General features: G+C 73.1%; 13 protein-coding genes and 2 pseudogenes. 10 read left to right on the top strand and 5 right to left on the bottom strand.

Features of this window, described 5'->3' with window-relative positions:
- Window positions 1-42: 42 nt before the first annotated feature.
- Window positions 43-696: a TetR/AcrR family transcriptional regulator gene (locus KSE_RS12160; RefSeq protein ID WP_014135613.1), complete on the bottom strand. Its 654-nt coding sequence runs from the start codon at window positions 694-696 to the stop codon at window positions 43-45.
- Between the two features lie 270 nt (window positions 697-966).
- Here KSE_RS12160 and KSE_RS12155 point away from each other — a divergent pair.
- Window positions 967-2,599: pseudogene (locus KSE_RS12155) on the top strand (MFS transporter); the annotation flags it as partial.
- Between the two features lie 121 nt (window positions 2,600-2,720).
- Here the strand turns inward: KSE_RS12155 and aceE are convergent.
- Entirely contained in the window at window positions 2,721-5,471 is a 2,751-nt protein-coding gene (aceE, locus tag KSE_RS12150; protein WP_014135611.1) for a pyruvate dehydrogenase (acetyl-transferring), homodimeric type, read from the bottom strand.
- A gap of 467 nt (window positions 5,472-5,938) precedes the next feature.
- Between aceE and KSE_RS12145 the strand changes: the two genes are divergently transcribed.
- The 3 genes from KSE_RS12145 (at window position 5,939) to KSE_RS12135 (ending at window position 7,788) form a co-directional block, all read left to right on the top strand.
- On the top strand, window positions 5,939-6,376 hold the full coding sequence (locus tag KSE_RS12145; RefSeq protein ID WP_014135610.1) for a DUF3052 domain-containing protein: 438 nt from the start codon (window positions 5,939-5,941) through the stop codon (window positions 6,374-6,376).
- A gap of 226 nt (window positions 6,377-6,602) precedes the next feature.
- Window positions 6,603-7,061: a peroxiredoxin gene (locus KSE_RS12140; RefSeq protein WP_014135609.1), complete on the top strand. Its 459-nt coding sequence runs from the start codon at window positions 6,603-6,605 to the stop codon at window positions 7,059-7,061.
- A 151-nt stretch (window positions 7,062-7,212) separates the two neighbouring features.
- A complete protein-coding gene (locus KSE_RS12135) occupies window positions 7,213-7,788 on the top strand; it encodes a TerD family protein (RefSeq protein WP_014135608.1) in 576 nt (191 codons plus the stop codon).
- A gap of 64 nt (window positions 7,789-7,852) precedes the next feature.
- Here the strand turns inward: KSE_RS12135 and KSE_RS45770 are convergent, their stop codons facing one another.
- Window positions 7,853-10,258, bottom strand: coding sequence for a protein kinase domain-containing protein (locus KSE_RS45770; protein ID WP_014135607.1), 2,406 nt, complete (start codon window positions 10,256-10,258; stop codon window positions 7,853-7,855).
- A 391-nt stretch (window positions 10,259-10,649) separates the two neighbouring features.
- Between KSE_RS45770 and KSE_RS12125 the strand changes: the two genes are divergently transcribed.
- A complete protein-coding gene (locus tag KSE_RS12125) occupies window positions 10,650-11,225 on the top strand; it encodes a TerD family protein (RefSeq protein WP_014135606.1) in 576 nt (191 codons plus the stop codon).
- 60 nt (window positions 11,226-11,285) lie between these two features.
- Entirely contained in the window at window positions 11,286-12,368 is a 1,083-nt protein-coding gene (locus tag KSE_RS12120; protein ID WP_014135605.1) for a DUF475 domain-containing protein, read from the top strand.
- A gap of 80 nt (window positions 12,369-12,448) precedes the next feature.
- Here the strand turns inward: KSE_RS12120 and KSE_RS12115 are convergent, their stop codons facing one another.
- A complete protein-coding gene (locus tag KSE_RS12115) occupies window positions 12,449-13,603 on the bottom strand; it encodes a DUF2637 domain-containing protein (protein WP_014135604.1) in 1,155 nt (384 codons plus the stop codon).
- A gap of 216 nt (window positions 13,604-13,819) precedes the next feature.
- On the opposite strand from KSE_RS12115, the gene KSE_RS12110 reads away from it, so the two are divergent.
- A complete protein-coding gene (locus tag KSE_RS12110) occupies window positions 13,820-14,563 on the top strand; it encodes a TerD family protein (RefSeq protein ID WP_033259359.1) in 744 nt (247 codons plus the stop codon).
- Window positions 14,564-14,606: 43 nt separating this feature from the next.
- Here KSE_RS12110 and KSE_RS12105 read toward each other — a convergent pair whose 3' ends face one another.
- Window positions 14,607-15,683, bottom strand: coding sequence for a TerD family protein (locus KSE_RS12105; protein ID WP_014135602.1), 1,077 nt, complete (start codon window positions 15,681-15,683; stop codon window positions 14,607-14,609).
- A 358-nt stretch (window positions 15,684-16,041) separates the two neighbouring features.
- On the opposite strand from KSE_RS12105, the gene KSE_RS12100 reads away from it, so the two are divergent.
- From KSE_RS12100 to KSE_RS12090, 3 genes and pseudogenes are all read left to right on the top strand, one after another.
- Entirely contained in the window at window positions 16,042-17,214 is a 1,173-nt protein-coding gene (locus KSE_RS12100; RefSeq protein WP_014135601.1) for an HpcH/HpaI aldolase/citrate lyase family protein, read from the top strand.
- A 291-nt stretch (window positions 17,215-17,505) separates the two neighbouring features.
- Window positions 17,506-20,024 (top strand): annotated as a pseudogene (locus KSE_RS41110) (phosphoribosyltransferase).
- A 31-nt stretch (window positions 20,025-20,055) separates the two neighbouring features.
- On the top strand, window positions 20,056-20,874 hold the full coding sequence (locus KSE_RS12090; RefSeq protein ID WP_014135598.1) for a hypothetical protein: 819 nt from the start codon (window positions 20,056-20,058) through the stop codon (window positions 20,872-20,874).
- The last annotated feature ends 103 nt before the right edge of the window (window positions 20,875-20,977 follow it).

Below are 20,977 nucleotides of genomic sequence, written 5' to 3'. Positions count from 1 at the left end.
CATACCCCGGTAGCGCGTCCGGGGTACCACCCCGGTAGGGGGTCAGCGCCAGGAGCCGGCCAGCGCCGGGCCGAGCTGGTCGAAGTGCCGCTCGATCAGGTCGAGCATGCCGGTCATCGAGTGCCCGTCGGCGGCCGGGCCGGCCGCGTACGAGAGGTGCGAGATCCGCACCACGGTGCCGAAGACGGCGGCCAGCAGGCGGGGGCGCAGGTCGGCGTCCGGGTCGAGGCCCTCGCGCTCGGCGAGGATCCGGGCGACCTCGGCCTCCTGCTGGATGGTGTGCCGCAGGTGGGCGGCGAGCAGCGTCGGGGTGGACTCGATCAGTTCGAACAGCTCCAGCGCGGCCGGGCCGGTGCCCGCGCCGCGGTCGACCGACTGCCACACCTCCCGGACGGCGCCGCGCATCGCCTCCAGCGGGTTCTCCGCGGCCGGGCGGCTGCGCAGGAAGCCCAGGAACGCCTCCTCGGCGTCGGCCAGCACCGCGAGGGCGACCTCCTCCTTGTTGGCGAAGTACCGGAAGAAGGTGCGCTGGGAGACCTCCACCTCGGAGGCGATCTCGTCCACCGTGGTGCGCCCGTAGCCGTGGCAGAGGAACAGCCGGTGCGCGGCGTCGACCAGGGCGTCCCGGGTGCGACGCTTCTTGCGTTCGCGCAGGCCGACGGGCTGCGGGTCGGCGGCGGTGGTGGACATGGCCATGGGGCCAACGATAGCGCCGTGATCGTGAACTGGCACCAGGTGACAGGAGTCACCGTTTGTCGAATGTCAGTGACTGACATAATGTTCCGCGACGGCGGTACCCGGCTGTCGTGGAGCTCGTGGGGACGGGCGTGAGGGCCGGGCACCGCCGCCCTCCGCGCCGGTGCCGTCCCAGCCGTCCCAGCCGTCCCGGACGCGCCGGCCGTCCAGTCGTCCCGGCCGTTGCGGCGCGGGCCCCGCACCACCACACGAACGGGGAAGTCCCGAGACATGAGCCAGTCCGTAGTACTCGACAAGGAAGCGGCCCCGGCCGCCGGCGGCCGGCTGCGGGGGCACCCCTGGCTGACCCTGCTCACCGTCGCCGTCGGCGTCATGATGGTCGCCCTCGACGGCACCGTGGTCGCGATCGCCAACCCGGCCATCGCCAAGGACCTGAACGCCAGCCCGTCCGACATCCAGTGGGTCACCTCCGGCTACCTGCTGGCCCTCGCCGTCTTCCTGATCACCGCCGGCAAGATCGGTGACCGGTTCGGCCACAAGACCACCTTCCTGGTCGGCGCGGTCGGCTTCGCCGCCACCTCCGCCGCGATCGGCTTCGCCGGCTCGATCCAGCAGGTGATCCTCTTCCGCGTGCTCCAGGGCCTGTTCGGCGCGCTGCTGCAGCCCGCCGCGCTCGGCCTGCTGCGCGGCGCCTTCCCCACCGACAAGCTCAACATGGCGATCGGCATCTGGGGCGGCGTCATCGGCGCCTCCACCGCGGCCGGCCCGATCGTCGGCGGCCTGCTGGTCGAGCACGTCAACTGGGAGTCGGTGTTCTACATCAACGTCCCGGTCGGCCTGATCGCCCTGGTCCTGGGCCTGCTGGTGCTCAAGGACGTCCGGGCCGAGAACGCCGCCAAGTCCTTCGACATCCCCGGCATCGTGCTGCTCTCCGGCGCGATGTTCATGCTGGTCTGGGGCATCATCAAGGCCCCGAGCTGGGGCTGGGGCGACCCGCTCACCCTGCTCTTCCTCGGCGGCGCGCTGCTCGCCCTGGTGTTCTTCGCGGTCTGGCAGAAGTACGCCAAGGAACCGCTGATCCCGCTCTCGCTGTTCCGCTCGGTGCCGCTCTCGGCCGGCACCCTGCTGATGGTGCTGATGGCGTTCGCCTTCTTCGGCGGCATCTTCTTCGTCACGTTCTACCTGCAGAACGTGCACGGGATGGCCCCGGTCGACGCCGGCGTCCACCTGCTGCCGATGACCGGCATGATGATCGTCGGCGCGCCGGTGGCCGGCTTCCTGATCGGCAAGGTCGGCCCGCGGATCCCGATCGTCGGCGGCATGCTGCTCACCACCGCCGCGATGATCGGCATGTCCACCCTGGACATCCACTCCGGCAACGGCGTGATGTCGCTCTGGTTCCTGCTGATGGGCCTCGGCCTCAGCCCGGTCATGGTCGGCGCCACCGACGTCATCGTCGGCAACGCCCCGCTGGAGCTCTCCGGCGTGGCCGGCGGTCTCCAGCAGGCCGCGATGCAGGTCGGCGGCAGCCTCGGCACCGCCGTCCTCGGCGCGGTGATGGCCTCCAAGGTCACCAGCGAACTCCCCGGCAAGTGGCAGGCCGTGACCGGCGGACCGCTCCCCGCCGGCGAGCAGGGCGAACTGCTCAAGCAGGGCGCGCAGCTCGGCATCGCCCCGCAGGCGGGCGACCTCGGCCCGGCCGCCACCCCCGAGTTCGCCCGCGGCGTCGCCGACGCCGTGCACTCCTCGTTCGTCAGCGGCATGGGCGTGGCCTTCGTGGTCGCCGCCGTCGTCGCCCTGGCGGCGGCGGGCCTCGGCCTGCTCACCCGCCGCGGCGTGAACGAGACCGGACCCTCGGTCCACATCTGACCCGCGCTGCCCGCGGATCCGCCCGGGGAGGGGAGTTCCCCTCCCCGGGCGGATCTTCGCGTTCACGGGGGTCGCCCGGGGCGGGAGGAACAGACGGAAAGGTCCGCCCGGAGAGGGGGTTCCCTCTCCGGGCGGACCTTTCCGTCAGGCGGTGCTTACGCCTCGCCGCCCGCGGAGCCCGGGTCGGCCGCGGCCACGTCGAGCAGCTGGTAGCGGTCGATCGCGTCCTTCAGCGCCGAGCGGTCGATCTTGCCCTGCTTGGCCAGCTCGGTGAGCGTGCCCAGGACGATCGACTGCGCGTCGATGTGGAAGAAGCGGCGGGCCGCGCCGCGGGTGTCGGCGAAGCCGAAGCCGTCGGCGCCCAGCGACTGGTACTGGCCGGGGACCCAGCGGGAGATCTGGTCCGGGACGGCGCGCATCCAGTCGGAGACGGCCACGAACGGACCCTCGGCCCCGGAGAGCTTGGCGGTCACGTACGGGACGCGCTGCGGCTCCTCCGGGTGCAGCAGGTTGAACTCCTCGGCGGCGACGGCGTCGCGGCGCAGCTCGTTCCAGGAGGTCGCCGACCAGACGTCCGCCTTGACGTTCCACTCCTCGGCGAGGATCCGCTGCGCCTCCAGGGCCCACGGCACCGCCACGCCGGAGGCGAGGAGCTGCGCGGGGATCTGGCCGGCGGTGCCGTCGGAGAGCTTGTAGAGGCCCTTGAGGATGCCGTCGACGTCGACGTTCTCCGGCTCGGCGGGCATCTTGATCGGCTCGTTGTAGACGGTGACGTAGTAGAAGACGTCCTCGCCGTGCGGGTGCTCGGCCGAGGAGCCGTACATCCGGCGCAGGCCGTCCTGCATGATGTGCGCGATCTCGTACCCGTAGGCCGGGTCGTAGGCGACCACGCCGGGGTTGGTCGAGGCCAGCAGGTGCGAGTGGCCGTCGGCGTGCTGCAGGCCCTCGCCGGTCAGCGTGGTGCGGCCGGCGGTGGCGCCGATCACGAAGCCGCGGGCCAGCTGGTCGGCCATCTGCCAGAACTGGTCGCCGGTGCGCTGGAACCCGAACATCGAGTAGAAGACGTACACCGGGATCAGCGGCTCGCCGTGCGTCGCGTACGAGGAGCCGGCCGCGATCAGCGAGGCGGTGCAGCCGGCCTCGGAGATGCCGTCGTGCAGCATCTGGCCGGCCGGGGACTCCTTGTACGCCAGCAGCAGCTCGCGGTCGACCGACTCGTAGGTCTGGCCGAGCGGGTTGTAGATCTTGGCGGACGGGAACAGCGAGTCCATGCCGAAGGTGCGGTACTCGTCGGGCGCGATCGGCACGAAGCGGTTGCCGATGCCCTTGTCGCGCATCAGGTCCTTGAGCACCCGGACGAACGCCATGGTGGTGGCGATGGTCTGGTTGCCGGAACCCTTCTTGACCGCCTTGTAGGCGTCGTCGCCCGGCAGTTCGAGCTTGCGCGGGCGCACCTTGCGGGTGGGCACGTAGCCGCCGAGCTCCTCGCGGCGGTCGTGCATGTACTGGATCTCTTCCGAGTTGCGGCCCGGGTGGTAGTAGGGCGGGTAGCCCTCGTCGAGCTGCTTGTCGGTGATCGGCAGGTGCAGCCGGTCGCGGAAGCGCTTCAGGTCCTCGACCGTCAGCTTCTTCATCTGGTGGGTGGCGTTGCGGCCCTCGAAGTTGGGGCCCAGCGTCCAGCCCTTGACGGTCTGCGCCAGGATGACGGTCGGCTGGCCCTTGTGCTCGCGGGCGGCCTTGAACGCGGCGTACACCTTGCGGTGGTCGTGGCCGCCGCGGCCCAGGTGCTGGATCTGGTGGTCCGTCATGTTCTCGACCATCGCGCGCAGGCGCAGGTCGCCGCCGAAGAAGTGCTCGCGGATGTACGCGCCGGTCTCGGTGGCGTAGGTCTGGAACTGGCCGTCCGGGGTGGTGTTCAGCTTGTTCACCAGGACGCCGTCGCGGTCCTGCGCCAGCAGCGGGTCCCAGCTGCGGTCCCAGACCAGCTTGATGACGTTCCAGCCGGCGCCGCGGAACTGCGACTCCAGCTCCTGGATGATCTTGCCGTTGCCGCGGACCGGGCCGTCCAGGCGCTGCAGGTTGCAGTTCACCACGAAGGTCAGGTTGTCCAGGCCCTCGCGGGCGGCCAGCGAGAGCTGGCCGAGCGACTCGGGCTCGTCCATCTCGCCGTCGCCGAGGAAGGCGTACACCTGCGAGTCGGAGGTGTCCTTGATGCCGCGGTGCTCCAGGTAGCGGTTCATCCGGGCCTGGTAGATCGCGCCGAGCGGGCCGAGGCCCATCGAGACGGTCGGGAACTCCCAGAAGTCCGGCATCAGCCGCGGGTGCGGGTAGCTGGAGAGGCCGAACGGCGCCTTGGACTTCTCCTGCCGGAAGGCGTCGAGCTGCTGCTCGGTCAGCCGGTCCAGCAGGAAGGCGCGGGCGTAGATGCCGGGCGAGGCGTGGCCCTGGAAGAAGACCTGGTCGCCGGACTCGCCGTCGGCGTCCTTGCCGCGGAAGAAGTAGTTGAAGCCCACGTCGTACAGCGACGCGGACGAGGCGAAGGTGGCGATGTGGCCGCCGACGCCGATGCCGGGACGCTGGGCGCGGGAGACCATGACGGCCGCGTTCCAGCGCGTCGCGTTCAGGATCTTGCGCTCGATCTCCTCGTTGCCGGGGAAGAACGGCTCGTCCTTGGTGGCGATGGTGTTGACGTAGTCCGTGCTGCGCATCTCGGGCACGGCGACACGCTTCTCGCGGGCGCGCTCGATCAGCCGCAGCATCAGGTAGCGGGCACGCTCGCGCCCCCGCTCGTCGATGGCAGCGTCAAGCGACTCCAGCCACTCCGCGGTCTCCTCGGGATCGAAGTCCGGGACCTGGCTCGGGAGGCCGCCAATGATGATCGGGTTGCGATCGGATCCGGAAGCCACGCTGTTCCTTCACTGTCGGTCGAAACTGAGTTGTCGCGCCGCCTCCATCGTGCTACCGCGCTCGGAGATCCGTCATCTCTACCGATCGGTAACCGTTCCGCCTGGTGGACGGGACGGTCAGGAGGTGGTTTGACCGTGGACCCGGGCGGACGATGGCGGCCGACCGGGATGAGGGCCAACAGGAGACTTTACGCCCGCACCCCGCCCCCACCCGAATGCCGTTCGCATCTCGGGCAGGCGTACGGGGGGTGAACGGGCCGCGGGTGGGTACGAGACGAAGCAACCTTGTCGGTACGGACAGGGACATATGGGTGTGTTCACCACCACAGTGGGCGGCGTGTCGCCCCGCGACACGTCAACCTTTGGGTGGGATCGGGGGTCGGGTACTTGCGCGAACCGCCGCTCCCGTGTGGACTACGGCCACAGCCCCGGCATGGACGCCGGGCCGAATACTGGAGGTTATTCCCGTGAGCGCGACCGCGGACCCCGCGGACAAGTCCAACCCGGCACTCCGTCTCGGCTTCGAACAGGGCCAGATCATCCAGGAGCTCGGGTACGACGAAGACAGTGACCAGGACCTCCGCGAGGGAATCGAGGAGCTCACTGGCACCGAACTCGTCGACGAGGACTACGACGACGTCGCCGACGGCGTCCTGCTGTGGCACCGCGACGAGGACGGGGATCTCACCGACGCCCTGGTCGACGCCCTGGAGTACCTGGCGGAGGGCGGCCTGATCTGGCTGCTCACCCCGAAGACCGGCCGCGACGGGCACGTCGAGGCCCACGAGATCGCCGACGCGGCGAAGACCGCCGGTCTCTCGCAGACCAGCTCGGTGGCGATCGCCAAGGACTGGGCGGGCACCCGCCTGGCCACCCCGAAGGCCACGAAGGCCGGCAAGCGCTGACCCTCGGAGCACGACCCGCGACGGGCCCCGCCGGCGAACCAGCCGGCGGGGCCCGTCGGTGTTCCCGGGGCGGGCGGGCCGGGGGCGCGGTGTTCACCCAGGGCGAACGGATCGCCCGGACGGCCGCACCGGGCTCACCCGGACGGCCGAACCGGGGCCGCCGGGTGGGAGGATCGACCCGGCCGGACCACCGTCCGCCGCCCGTTCAGCGAGGAAGGTTCCCCTCATGACCGTCGAGATCGGCACCCAGGCCCCGGACTTCGAGCTCCGCGACCAGCACGGCGAGTCGGTGAAGCTGTCCGACTTCCGCGGCGAGAAGAACGTCGTCCTGGTCTTCTACCCGTTCGCCTTCACCGGCGTCTGCACCGGCGAGGTCTGCGAGATCCAGAAGGAGCTGCCGCGCCTGCAGAACGACGAGGTGCAGGTGCTCGCGGTCTCCAACGACGCGCCGTTCTCGCTGCGGGTCTTCGGCGACCAGCAGGGCCTGGAGTACCCGCTGCTGTCGGACTTCTGGCCGCACGGCGAGGTCTCCCGGGCGTACGGCGTCTTCAACGAGGAGAAGGGCTGCGCGGTCCGCGGCACCTTCGTCATCGACAAGGAGGGCGTGGTCCGCTGGAGCGTCGTGAACGGCCTGCCGGACGCCCGGGACACCAAGGAGTACCTGGCCGCCCTCGGCGCGCTCTGAGGGCCGCTCCCGGCCCGTACGGGCCCCGCCCGGCCCGCCTCGGCGCGGCGGAAGTCGCGCCGCGCCGGGCCGGGCGCCGTCGCGGGCCGGGAACCCGGCACTACGATCGGGCCGTTGACGGACCGGGAAATCGAACTTCTTGGAGGACCACGTGGGTGTCAGCCTGAGCAAGGGCGGCAATGTCTCGCTCACCAAGGAGGCGCCCGGCCTGACCGCCGTGGTCGTCGGCCTCGGCTGGGACGTGCGCACCACCACCGGCACGGACTTCGACCTGGACGCCAGCGCGCTGCTCTGCACCGAGCAGGGCAAGGTCCGCTCGGACGCCGACTTCATCTTCTTCAACAACCTGAAGAGCGCCGACGGCTCGGTCGAGCACACCGGCGACAACCTCACCGGCGAGGGCGAGGGCGACGACGAGCAGGTCAAGGTCGACCTGGCGAACGTCCCGGCCGAGATCACCAAGATCGTCTTCCCGGTGTCGATCTACGACGCGGAGAACCGGCAGCAGAGCTTCGGCCAGGTCCGCAACGCGTTCATCCGGGTGCTGAACCAGGCCGGCGGCGCCGAGATCGCCCGCTACGACCTCTCCGAGGACGCCTCGACCGAGACCGCGATGGTCTTCGGCGAGCTCTACCGCAACGGCGCCGAGTGGAAGTTCCGCGCGATCGGCCAGGGCTACGCGTCCGGCCTGCGCGGCATCGCCCAGGACTTCGGCGTCAACGTCTGACCGGTCGTCACGACCCCGGCGGGGCGGCTCCGTTCGCGGATCCGCCCCGCCGTCCTCCCCGCGGCTACACCGGGGGCAGCGCCATCACCTGGTTGCCCTGGACGGCGATCAGCAGCTCCCCGTTGCCGGCCAGGTGCCAGGGCAGTTCGGCGCCCGCGTTGGTCTGGAAGACCCAGCGGACCTTGTGGTTCACCACGTCGACGGCGTAGATGCCGCGGTCCGCGGTGGGCACGAACAGGGTGTCCTTGACCAGCACCGGGTTGGTGTCCATCGAGACCTCGCTGGGCAGCTCCAGGTGCCACAGCTCGGTGCCGTCGGCCGCGTTGAAGGCCACCACCCGGGTCGGTGCGGTCGGGGTGTAGGTGGTGCCCTGGTAGGTCAGCGTCATGCCGCCGAGCACCGTGTACAGCACGTGGTTCCCAGCGGCCGGCGCCGCGTACCACATCCGGGTCGAGCGGTCCGAGGGCTTCGCCCAGACCTGCTTGCCGTCGGAGACCCGCACGCCCTGGATCCCGTTCGGCTCGGACGAGCAGAACACCAGGCCGTCCTGCACCTCCGGCTGGTACGCCGAGCGGGAGTTGGTGGTGGCGAACCAGCTCTGGGTGCCGTCGGCCAGCGACCGGGCGACCAGGTTCTCCTTGCTGTCGGTGTAGAGCAGGGTGTCGGCGGTGAGCACCGAGCTGACCGTGTAGTCGGCGGTCTGCTGGCGGTGCTGGTTCCACAGCATCGAGCCGTCCTTGCGGGACAGCGCCATGATGCCCTTCTCGGTCTTGGCGCCCGCGTCGGTGATGCCCTTGTCGTCCAGCTTCAGGTAGGCGCACATCGCGTACACGGCGCGGTCGTCGGCGGCCAGCACGGTGTCCGAGGCGATCTGGACGCCGTTCGGCTTCGGCGGCTCGGAGCGGTACTTCCACAGCACGGTGCCGGTGGCGGCGTCCACCGTGATCAGGTCGGCGACGGTGCCGTAGCTGACCGTGCCGCCCGCGCAGGCCAGGTGGTAGGCCATCGCGTCCTTGGTGATCCACTTCTGCCGGCCGTCGGTCAGGTCGACCGTGACCAGGTCGGCGTTGCCGATGTGCAGCAGGCCGGGGGAGAAGGCCAGGCCGACGCTGCCGACGTTGCTCGCCTCGGTCCGGTACGTCCACAGCGGCGCCGGGGGCATGCCGGGGGCCCGGCTCGGCGTCGGGCTCGGGCTCGGGCTCGGGCCGGACGGGGAGGTGGTGCCGGTGCCGGTCGGCGGGGCGGGCCGCGGCGCCGGGGCGGGCTTGCCGCCGCCGAGCGCCCAGGCGGCCAGGCCGCCCGCACCGGCCAGCGCCACCGCGCCGCCGCCGAACAGCAGCGCCCGGCGGGACGGGCGAGACGGGGCGACCGGCGCGGTCGGGTGCCCGGACAGCGCGGTCGGGTGGCCGGCCAGCGCGGCCGCGCCGTCCGGCGCGGGCACCGGCGCCGGCGCCGGGTCGGTGGCGCGCAGCCGGACGGTGCCGGGGTCGGCGGCGGGCGCGGTGACCTCGGTGGGGGTGGGGACGGCGGCCGCCGCGCGCGGGTCGGCCGGGCGGACCGGGGCCTCCAGGTCCATCACCTCGGCCGCGTGGGTGGCGATCTCCGAGGCGAGCGCGGCGGGCAGCCAGCCGGCCCGGGCCGGGGCGACCGGCTCGTCCAGCAGCGCGCCGAGCTCGGCCGGGGTCGGCCGGTCGCCCGGGTCCTTGGCCAGGCAGGCGGTGACCGCGGCCAGCAGCGGCTCGGGCAGGCCGGACAGGTCGGGCCGGTCGTGCACCACCCGGTACAGCAGCGAGGCGGCGGACGGCGCCCCGCCGTCCTCGGCCTGGTCGAACGGGCCGTGGCCGGTGGCGGCGTACACCAGCACCGAGCCGAGCGAGAAGACGTCCCCGGCCGGGCCGAGGCGGCGGCCGGCCGCCTGCTCGGGGCTCATGAAGCCGGGCGAGCCGACCACCACGCCGGTGGAGGTCATCCGGTCGCCGTCCAGCGCCCGGGCGATGCCGAAGTCGATCACCCGGGGGCCGTCGGCGGCCAGCAGCACGTTGGACGGCTTGAGGTCGCGGTGCACCAGGCCGGCCGCGTGGATCGCCGCCAGCGCCTGGGCCAGCCCCACGCCGAGGGTGCGCACCGCCCCGACCGGCAGCGGCCCGTGCGCGCGCACCGCGTCGTCCAGCGCCGGGCCGAGCACGTACGCGGTGGCCAGCCAGGGCGAGGGGCCGTCCCGGTCGGCGTCCACCACCGGCGCGGTGAAGGTGCCGCCGACGGACTGCGCGGCGGACACCTCGCGGCGGAACCGCTCGCGGAAGTCGGCGTCCCCGGCGAGATCGGCGCGGACCACCTTGACCGCGACCGTCCGGCCGCCGGCGGAACGGGCCAGGTACACCCGGCCCATGCCGCCGACGCCGAGTCTGGCCAGCAGGTGGTAGGGGCCGACCGACTCGGGGTCGGTCCGGTCGAGCGGTTCGAACGGCATCGCTACCGCGCTCCCTCTGTTCGTCCGTGTGGTGGTGCCGCGCGATGGTTCGTCCCGGCGGTCCCGGCAGCGTACCGGCCACCCGCGGGCGGGTCCGCGGCGAGGGCGGGCGGGCGGGCGCTTGATAGATTCGACGGCGCTCCGCACACCGGCGGGGGTGCGCGTGCGGGGCGGTCCGAGGCCGCCCCGGCGGGCCACCCGGCCGGGAGCGGCGGCGAGTTCAGGAAGTTCAGTCGGGTGTGCAGCACTGCGCGGCCGCGCGGGGGCGTAGATCTCTTGGGGTGCGTCCGCCGGGCGCCCCCGCCGGACCTGGCCCTCCCGGGCGGCCGACGGCAGTCCACCGAACGCACGCCCCGGGAGCCCCGGAGACGGGAGCTTGGGAGGAAGTCAGATGTCCGTCACCCTCGCCAAGGGCGGGAACGTCTCGCTGACCAAGGCCGCGCCGAACCTGACGCAGGTGCAGATCGGCCTCGGCTGGGACGCCAGGTCGACCACCGGCGCGCCCTTCGACCTGGACGCGAGCGCGCTGCTGTGCTCCGGCGGCCGGGTCGCCAGCGACGAGTACTTCGTGTTCTACAACAACCTGCGCAGCCCCGAGGGCTCGGTCGAGCACCAGGGCGACAACCTGACCGGCGACGGCGACGGCGACGACGAGGTGGTGCAGGTCCACCTCGACCTGGTGCCGGTGCAGATCGACAAGGTCGTGTTCGCCGTCTCCATCTACGACGCCGACGCCCGGCTGCAGAGCTTCGGCCAGGTCTCCAACGCCTACATCCGGGTGGTCAACCTGGAGGACGGCAGCGAGATCGCCCGCTACGACCTCTCCGAGGACGCCTCCAGCGAGACCGCGATGATCTTCGGCGAGCTCTACCGCTACCAGGGGGAGTGGAAGTTCCGCGCCGTCGGCCAGGGCTACGCCTCCGGCCTGCGCGGCATCGCCCTCGACTTCGGCGTCAACGTCCAGTAACCGCACCACCGCCAAGCCGGGGCGCCGTCGCCCCCGGTCGCCAGAAAGGCAGTCCACCCCGTGTTCCTCCGTACGTTCGGATGGTCCTTCGCCATCACGATCGCCGGCCTGATCGCCGCCGGCCTGATCTGGGGGGCCGAAGGATTCGGCGTCGTCCTGATCCTCTCGATCCTCGAGATCTCCCTGTCCTTCGACAACGCCGTCGTCAACGCCACCGTCCTCAAGCGGATGAACGCCTTCTGGCAGAAGCTGTTCCTCACGGTCGGCGTGCTGATCGCGGTCTTCGGCATGCGGCTGGTCTTCCCGCTGCTGGTCGTCGGCCTGACCGCGCACCTCAGCCCGGGGACCGTCATCGAGCTCGCGCTCGACTCCAGCAAGACCCACGACGGCCACACCTACGCCGAGTACCTCGACCTGGCCAACCCGGCCATCGCGGCCTTCGGCGGGATCTTCCTGCTGATGATCTTCCTCGACTTCATCTTCGAGGAGAAGGACTTCAACTGGCTGCGCTGGCTGGAGAAGCCGCTGGAGAAGATCGGCAAGCTGGACGCGCTCTCCTCGGTCGTCGCCCTGGTCGTGCTGGCGCTGTCCTCCCGCTTCTTCGCCGGTGACCGCGCCGAGACGGTGCTGCTGGCCGGCATCTGCGGCCTCGCCACCTACCTCGCCGTGAACGGCCTCTCCGAGGTCTTCGAGTCCGGCCTGGAGCAGCAGCAGGAGGCCGAGGACGCGGCCGAGCGCAGCGGGAAGTCGATCGTCCAGGTCGGCGGCAAGGCCGCGTTCTTCCTCTTCATCTACCTGGAGGTCCTCGACGCGTCGTTCTCCTTCGACGGCGTGGTCGGCGCGTTCGCGATCTCCCAGGACATCTTCCAGATCACCCTGGGCCTGGGCATCGGCGCCATGTACATCCGGTCGCTGACCGTCTTCCTGGTCCGCAAGGGCACCCTGGACGACTACGTGTACCTGGAGCACGGCGCGCACTACGCGATCGGCGCGCTGGCGCTGATCCTGCTCGCCTCGATCAAGTACCACATCCCGGAGATCGTCACCGGCCTGATCGGCGTCGCCTTCATCGGCGCGGCCCTGGCCACCTCGATCGTCCGCAACAAGCGGCACCAGGAGGTGCCGGAGGCCGCCGAGGGCTAGCCCCGCAGCACGACGAAGGCCGCGCCCGCCGGGGAGTCCTCCGGCGGGCGCGGCCTTCGTCGCGCGCGGTGCGGTGCGGGTCAGCCGAGCTGCTGCTCGATCGCCCGGAGCTTGCGCTCCAGCGAGTCCAGCTTCGGCATCGACAGGGTGTCCTCGTCCATCGTCAGGTCGACGCTGGAGGAGTACGAGGAGCCGTACGGCGAGGAGTCGTCGCTCGACGAGTAGGACGAGGAGTGCGACGACGAGGACGAGGAGGCGCTGCTGCCGGTGGACTCGACGGCGGCGCGGGGGCGGCGGCCGGCGTTCAGGGCGGCGGGCTCCAGGGCGGAGGCGCCGACCCGGTCCAGGGTGGTTTCCTCCGGGGCTAGGGCAGGCTCCGTAGCGGACGACGCGTCGCTGCCGGCCGCGGCCAGCGCGGGCACCTGGCGGGCGTGCCGGGCCCGGGCGAGCATGCCGCCCTGGCGGGCGATCGCCTTCATCTCGGCCCGCTCGCGGCGGTCGGCGCTGCGGGCGCGCAGCTTGGCGTCCATCTTCGCCTGGCGCTCCTCGCGGACCTCCTCGACGGCCTCGTCCAGGCTGCGGACGTTCTCCAGCAGCATCAGCGACCAGGCCGCGTAGGTCTCGCGCGGCGCGCGCAGCCAGCGCACCACCCGGATCTGCGGCAGCGGGCGGGGCACCAGGCCCTGCTCGCGCAGCGCCGCCCGGCGGGTCTGCTTCAGCGCCCGGTCGAACAGCACGGCCGCCGAGATCGACATGCCGGCGAAGAACTGCGGGGCGCCGTCGTGCGCGCCGCCGCGCGGGGCGTGCACCCAGTTGAACCAGGCCGACGCGACCGCGAACAGCCAGACCAGCATGCGCGAGCCGAGCGCCGCGTCGCCGTGGCTGGCCTCGCGGACGGCCAGCACCGAGCAGAACATGGCCGCGCCGTCCAGGCCGAACGGGACGAGGTACTCCCAGCCGCCGGACAGGTTCAGGTTCTGCTGGCCGAAACCGACCAGGCCGTGGAACGACAGCGCGGCGGCCACACCGGCGCAGCAGAACAGCAGCACGTACGACGCGCCGCCGTAGATGGCCTCCTTGCGGCGGCGGCGCTCCTCGCTGCGCTCCCAAGAGTCGCCCGACGCCTCGTCGGGCCGGTTGTTCTTGAAGCGCAGGAAGGCCACCAGGATGGCGGTGAACAGCAGGGCTGCACCGCCTACCACGGCCCAGACCAGCTGTATGGAGGAGAGGTTCATCGCGGGGAGGGCCTCGGCTTTCCGCAGGGCAGGGGGAAGAGAGGTGACGCACGGTACACCTGTGCGGAGAGACGATATCGCGTCCGAGGGGCAGGCATCGTACGGGAGTGACGAACCCTCTGCCAGCAGGGCGCGCCGTACGCTTGACGTTGACTCAGGACCCTCCCGGTGGGTAAGGGAGAGGTCGAGAAGGTACCGGTGCTGGGGGAGGACGCGATGGTTTCGGTGTGGGAGTTCCTGAAAGGGGACCGCGGCGACAGCTTCGACACCGGAGGGCAGTTCAAGGTCACGCTGACCAAGTCCCAACCGCACCACGCGATCACGGGGTCGGCGGCCACCACCGGCTACCTCTACATCAACCTGCACTGGTCCACCCGCAGCGCCGAACGCCCCAGCGCCGCCAGCGCGCTGCGCCGCTTCTTCGACCCGCGGATCCTCCGCCCGCTGGACACCGCGGCCGGCGGCGCCGCACCCGTCGGCGTCGACCTCGACCTGGCCTGCATGTACGAACTCGCCGACGGCACCCGGGGCGTGGTCCAGCCGCTGGGCCGGCTCTTCGGCGACCTCAACAAGCCGCCGTACATCAAACTCTCCGGCGACGACGTCTCCGGCGCCCCCTCCGGCGAGACCATGCACATCAACCTGGAGAAGAAGGACCAGTTCAAGCGGCTGCTGGTGTTCGTCTACATCTACGACGACACCCCCGCCTTCGACCGCACCCAGGCGGTGCTCACCATCGTCCCGCAGAGCGGCCCGCGGATCGAGATCAAGCTCGACGAGCGCGCCCCGGCGGCCCGTTCGTGCGCGGTGGTGCTGATCGAGAACGACGGCGAGGGCAAGCTCACCATCCGCCGCGAAGTGCGGTACGTGCACGGGTTCCAGTCCGACCTGGACCGGCTGTACGGCTTCGGCATGCAGTGGGAGCGCGGCTACAAGAGCCCCTCCGCGCCCGGGAACTGACCTCGGCGGGCGGGAGGGGCCGGGGGCTTGCGGCTCCGGCGGTTCAGCGGGGCTGGAACTGCGGGCCCTGCGGCGGCAGCGCGAACGGCGTTCCCGCCTGCGGCTGTTGCTGTTGCTGTTGCGGCTGCGGGGGCTGGAGCGGCTGCTGGGCTTGCGGGGGTTGCGGCGGGTAGCCGTACCCCTGCTGCGGGGGCGGGTAGCCGTAGCCCTGGGCGGCGGCGGGCTGCGGGTAGCCGTAGCCGCCGGGCTGCTGCTGCGGGGGCTGTTGCGGCGGGTAGCCGTAGCCCTGCTGCGGGGGCGGGTAGCCGTAACCGCCCTGCTGCGGCTGCGGCGGCTGCTGGGCGTGGTGGACGGTCGGCGGCAGCGCGGGCGGGGGTGGCGGTGGGGTGGTCGGGGCCGCCGGGACGGGCCGGGCCGGGGTGGGCGCGGCCGGGGCGAGCGTCCAGTCGTCCTCGTCGGCCGGGAGCGGCTCGGGCCGCGACGGCGGCGGCTCGGGGGCGCTCGGGCGGGCGAGGCGCGGGTCGCCGCCGCGGTCGGTCAGGTCGACCGCGGAGCCGTCGGCGGGGCCGTCCGCGGCCTCGTCCTCGACCGTGATGCCGAAGTCGGTGGCCAGCGCGACCAGTCCGTCCGTGTAGCCCTGGCCGACCGCGCGGAACTTCCAGCCGCCGGCCCGGCGGTACAGCTCGGCGGCCACCAGGGCGGTCACCGGCTCGTCCTCGTCGACCGCGAACTCGGCCAGCGCGGGCGCCCCTTCGGGCGCGGCCGCGTCGAACAGCAGCACCCGCAGGTCCGGCACCGCCGGGAAGGCGCCGCCCTCCGCGGAGCCGGCCAGCACCACCCGGTCGATCTCGGGCGGCAGTTGGGACAGGTCGATCTCCAGCCCGTCCCGGACCGCTCCGTCCGCGACCTGCTTCGGCAGGTGCCGGACCAGGCCGGACGGGTGCCGGGGCTGGTTGTAGAACACGAAGTCGGAGTCGTCGCGGACCTTGCCGTGCACGGTCAGCAGCAGGGCCGAGGCGTCCACGTCCGGGATGCCCGGGGAGTCCGTCCAGCGCAGCACGGCACGGACGGCGGCGGCCGTCAGCGGGATGTTGGCGCCCTTCGCCATCACGTGCGTCATGGCGCACCATCCTGCCGCCTGCCGGGGCCCCGGGACAACGCGGGGCGCGGCATCGGCGTGCCGGAGGGCGGAGCGGGAGCGGTCCGGGGCGGTCCGGGGGCGGACCGGCCGGGAGAGGGGCAGGTGGCCGGGCCGATGACGGGGCCGACAATGTTGCGAGAATTCGATGTTTCGAACTCTTTCGCCGAGGTCATCCGGCCGTACGATAAGCGGCCAACGGCCCCGGTGCTCCCTGCCCGGGACGGCGCCGGCGCTCCGGGCGAACTTTCCGGCCGCGCCGACCGTCCCAAGGTAAGGACGAAGGCGTCAGCCGTTCCCGCCGCCGGCGGGGCCCACCAGACCACAGCGGGAGAGCACCTTGCGCCACTTCGGGCATCTCGCGGACGACGTCCGCAGCCGGCTCTTTCACGAGCAGCCCGCCCCCTTCGACCGCGACAGCGAGGCCGCCGTCCTCGCCACCGCCCTCGGCGCCACGCTCTACAGCCCCGCCACCCGGACCACCCTGGCCCGCGACGTCCGCAAGCAGGCCGCCCGCGGCGTGGTCTCCATGGTGCTCTGCCTGGAGGACGCGATCGCCGACCACGAGGTCGACGGCGCCGAGCGGAACCTGGTCGCCCAGCTCACCGAACTCGCCGGCCAGGACGCCGACGCCGACCTGCCGCTGCTGTTCGTCCGGGTCCGGGCCGCCGAGCAGATCACCGACCTGGCCGCCCGGCTCGGCCCGGCGCTGCGGCTGCTCAGCGGCTTCGTGGTGCCCAAGTTCACCGAGGACAGCGGCCTGCCCTTCCTGGAGGCGCTGACCGCCGCCGAGGAGCGCACCGGGCAGCGGCTGTTCGTCATGCCGGTGCTCGAATCGCCCGAACTCGCCCACCTGGAGAGCCGCCGCGAGCAACTGCACGGCATCGCCCGGCTGCTCGACAAGCACCGCTCCCGGGTGCTGGCCGTCCGGCTCGGCGTCACCGACCTGTGCTCCGCGTACGGCCTGCGCCGCTCGCCCGACCTGACCGCCTACGACGTCGCCCTGGTGGCCGGCGTGATCGGCGACGTGGTCAACGTGCTCGGCCGGGCCGACGGCACCGGGCACACCGTCACCGGGCCGGTCTGGGAGTACTTCCCGCTGCAGGAGCGGATGTTCAAGCCGCAGCTGCGCCGCACCCCGTTCGCCGAGGTCACCCCGCCCGCCGACCGGGTCCGCCAGCAGCTGATCGAGCACGACCTGGACGGCCTGATCCGGGAGATCGAACTCGACCGGGCCAACGGGCTGCTCGGCAAGACCTGCATCCACCCCAGCCACGTCGCCGCCGTGCACGCGCTCTCCGTGGTCACCCACGAGGAGCTGTGCGACGCCCGGGACATCCTGCAGCAGCACCGCGGCGGCGGCGGGGTCAGCCGCTCCGCGTACACCAACAAGATGAACGAGGCCAAGCCGCACCGGGCCTGGGCCGAGCGGGTGCTGCTGCGGGCCGAGGTGTTCGGCGTCGCCCGGCCCGAGGTCACCTTCGCGGAGCTGCTCTCCGCCTGCATCGGCTGAAGTCCCCTCCGGGGAGCCGCTCCTGACACCGGGTCAACCGATCGGCTGACGGGAGGGTCGACCGGTCGGCTGACGGGAGGGTCGACCGGTCGGCGCCGCCGTCATGGCCGGTCGGCCGATCCGCGGGCCCCCGCGGGCCCCGTACGCTCGACAGCGAACCGGGCGGACCTGCGCCCGCGTCCGTCCCACCAGCACCACCTGCCACGCCCGCACCACCCGCCTCGCCCGCCCCGCCCCGTCCGCGACACCGTCCGCCCCGCCCGCAGCCTTGCCCGTCGAGAGGAGCCCCCGATGACTGCCGACACCACCGCCCCCGGGCCGGTCGGGGCCGAGCCCTGGACCGGCCAGTGGGTCACCGACCGGCTCGGCCTGCGGCTGACCGGCGACCCCGCGCTGCCCGGGCTGATCGGCCTCGCCCTGCGGGTCAACCCCAAGCGCGCCCACCTGCTGGTCTCCCGGGTGCTGGGCAAGCACGTCCCGCAGCGGCCCGAGGTGGTGCACGGCGCCGGGGTCGACCTCGGCCGCCGGGTCGCCGAACTGCTCGGCCCGGCCGACGCCGCGCGCGCCGTCGTGCTCGGCTACGCCGAGACCGCCACCGCCCTCGGCCACAGCGTCGCCGACGGCCTCGACGCCCCCTACCTGCACTCCACCCGGCGGCCCGTCCCCGGCGTCGCCCCGCTCGGCGGCTTCGAGGAGGAGCACTCGCACGCCACCAGCCACCTGCTGCTCCCCGAGGACCCGCGGCTGCTGGCCGGCGACGGCCCGCTCGTCCTGGTCGACGACGAGTTCTCCACCGGCACCACCGTCATCAACACCATCCGCGCCCTGCACGCCGCCCACCCGCGCGAGCGGTACGTCGCCGTCGCCCTGGTCGACCTGCGCACCCCCGCCGACCGCGAGCGCCTGCGCGCCGCCGCCGCCGGGCTCGGCGCCCGCCTCGACCTGGTCGCCACCGCCGCCGGCGGCGTCGAACTGCCCGACGGCGTCCTCGACCGGGCCCGCGAACTGATCGCCGCCGCCCCCGCGCCCCGGCCCCCCGCCGGGCCGCCCGGCGAACTGCTCCGGGCCGAGCTGCCCTGGCCGGCCGGCCTCCCCGACGGCGGCCGGCACGGCTTCACCCCCGCCCACCGCCGCCGCCTCGACGCCGCCCTGCCCGCCCTCGGCGCCGCCCTCGCCGCCGACGCCGGCCCCCGGGCCCGCCGGGTCCTGGTGCTCGGCTGCGAAGAGCTGATGTACGCCCCGCTGCGGCTCGCCGAAGCCCTCCAGCGGGCCCGCCCCGACACCGAGGTGCGGTTCTCCACCACCACCCGCTCCCCGGTCCTCGCCCTCGACGACCCCGGCTACGCGATCCGCACCCGCCTCGCCTTCGCCGCCCACGACGACCCCGCCGACCGCAGCACCGAGCGCTACGCCTACAACGTCGCCGCCGGCACCGACCCCGCCCGCCGCTTCGACACCGTCGTCCTGGTCGTCGACGACCCCGCCGACACCCCCGCCCTGCACCACGGCCCCGCCGCCCTGCTGCCCGCCCTGCGCGCCAGCACCGACCGGGTGGTGCTCGCCGTTCTCCCGTCGTACCGCCCCGCGCCACCCGCCCGACGCCCCGCTGCCCGAGCATGACCCCGTACCCGTCGAAGGCACCCAGCATGACCGCACACACCGTCCCCTCCCCGCCCGCCGCCCGCCCGCTGCACGGGCCGGCCTTCTCCAGCTACCCGGCCGCCGACGTCACCTGGCTGCTCAAGGACCTCTCCGACGTCCACCTCGAAGCACCCACCGAGGAGCGCGAGGAGGCCGTGCAGTCCGGCGGCGCCCACTACGCCGAGTCGCTGCCGGTCGAGTACCAGCCCAGCGCCGACTACCAGCGGCTCTTCCACACCGCCCTCGACGCCTCCACCACCCGGCTGGCCACCGCCGTCGGCACCGTCGCCGAGACCCTGCTGCGCGAACGCGGCCCGCGCCTGGTGCTCGCCTCGCTGGCCCGGGCCGGCACCCCCGTCGGCATCCTGATCCGCCGCTGGCTCGCCCACGCCCACGGCCTCGACGTGCCGCACTACACCGTCTCCATCGTCCGCGGCTGCGGCATCGACCCGGTCGCCCTGCGCCACCTCGCCGCCCACCACCGCCCCGCCGACGTCGTCTTCGTCGACGGCTGGACGGGCAAGGGCGCGATCACCCGCGAACTCGACCAGGCCCTGGCCGGCACCGGCTTCGACCCCGAACTCGCCGTCCTCGCCGACCCCGGCGGCTGCGTCCGCACCTACGGCACCCGGGACGACTTCCTGATCCCCTCCGCCTGCCTCAACTCCACCGTCTCCGGCCTGGTCTCCCGCACCGTGCTGCGCGCCGACCTGACCGGACCGGACGAGTTCCACGGCGCCAAGTTCTACCGCGAGCTGGCCGGCGCCGACGTCTCCCGCCTGTTCGTCGACACCGTCGCCGCCGCGTTCCCCTCCGTCACCGACGCCGTCGCCGCCGAGACCGCCCGGCTCGCCGCCACCGACCGCACCCCCACCTGGGCGGGCTGGGCCGCCGTCGAGCGGATCAGCGCCGAGTACGGCATCGACAGCGTCAACCTGGTCAAGCCCGGCGTCGGCGAGACCACCCGGGTCCTGCTGCGCCGCGTCCCCTGGCGGATCCTGGCCCGCCGCGGCGCCGGCGCCGACCTCGACCACGTCCGGCTGCTGGCCGAGCAGCGCGGCGTCCCGGTCGAGGAGACCGACGACCTGCCGTACACCTGCGTCGGCCTGATCCACCCGCGCTACACCCGCGGCGCCACCGGCCCGGACGGCACCGCCGTCCACACCTGACCCCCGCCCCCGAACGAAGGAGACCCCGCCCGTGCCGCAGTTCCTGGTCGCCAGCGACCTCGACCGCACCCTCGTCTACTCCAACCGCGCCCTCGCCCTGGACGTGCCCGACCGGCTCGCCCCACGGCTCCTCGCGGTGGAGGTGCACGACGGCAAGGCGCTCTCCTTCATGACCGAACAGGCCGCCGCGCTGCTCGCCGAGATCGCGGCCCTCGCCCCGGTCGTCCCGGTCACCACCCGCACCCGCGCCCAGTACGAGCGGATCCACCTCCCCGGCCCCACCGCCGACTGGATCCCCCCGTACGCGGTCTGCGCCAACGGCGGCCACCTGCTGGTCGACGGCGTCTCCGACCAGGACTGGCAGCGCGAGATCCGCGCCCGCCTCGGCGAGCACAGCGCCCCGCTCGCCGAGGTCGTCGAACACCTCGCCCTCACTGCCGACCCCGAGTGGACCCACAAGCGGCGGGTCGCCGACGAGCTCTTCGTCTACCTCGTCGTCGAACGCGCCGACCTCCCGGCCGGCTGGATCGACGACCTCACCGCCTGGTCCGCCGCCCGCGGCTGGACGGTCTCGCTCCAGGGCCGCAAGGTCTACGCCGTCCCCGCCCCGCTCTCCAAGGGCGCCGCGCTCGAAGAGGTCCGCCGGCGCACCGGCGCCGCGACCGTCCTGGCCGCCGGCGACTCCCTCCTCGACGCCGACCTCCTGCGCACCGCCGACCTCGGCTGGCGCCCCGGCCACGGCGAACTCGCCGAGACCGGCTGGACGGCGGACGGCGTCACCGCGCTCACCGAGACCGGCGTGCACGCCGGCGAGGAGATCCTCCGCCAGATGCTCAAGCACCTCGGCTGACGGCCCGGAAACCGAAGCGGGCCCCGACCGGGGCCCGGGAACGTCGGCACAGCGGACCACCGGCCCGGGCCCGGAAGCGGCGCGACGGACGCCCCCGGCCCGG

The sequence above is a fragment of the Kitasatospora setae KM-6054 genome, assembly GCF_000269985.1.
Classification (GTDB): domain Bacteria; phylum Actinomycetota; class Actinomycetes; order Streptomycetales; family Streptomycetaceae; genus Kitasatospora; species Kitasatospora setae.
This window is presented reverse-complemented; position numbering and strand designations above follow the sequence as displayed.

Coding starts and splice junctions, on each gene's coding strand:
- KSE_RS12160 (WP_014135613.1), bottom strand. CDS start 696: ATGGCCATGTCCACCACCGCCGCCGACCCGCAGCCCGTCGGCCTGCGC.
- KSE_RS12140 (WP_014135609.1), top strand. CDS start 6,603: ATGACCGTCGAGATCGGCACCCAGGCCCCGGACTTCGAGCTCCGCGAC.
- KSE_RS45770 (WP_014135607.1), bottom strand. CDS start 10,258: ATGCCGTTCGAACCGCTCGACCGGACCGACCCCGAGTCGGTCGGCCCC.
- KSE_RS12125 (WP_014135606.1), top strand. CDS start 10,650: ATGTCCGTCACCCTCGCCAAGGGCGGGAACGTCTCGCTGACCAAGGCC.
- KSE_RS12115 (WP_014135604.1), bottom strand. CDS start 13,603: ATGAACCTCTCCTCCATACAGCTGGTCTGGGCCGTGGTAGGCGGTGCA.
- KSE_RS12110 (WP_033259359.1), top strand. CDS start 13,820: ATGGTTTCGGTGTGGGAGTTCCTGAAAGGGGACCGCGGCGACAGCTTC.
- KSE_RS12105 (WP_014135602.1), bottom strand. CDS start 15,683: ATGACGCACGTGATGGCGAAGGGCGCCAACATCCCGCTGACGGCCGCC.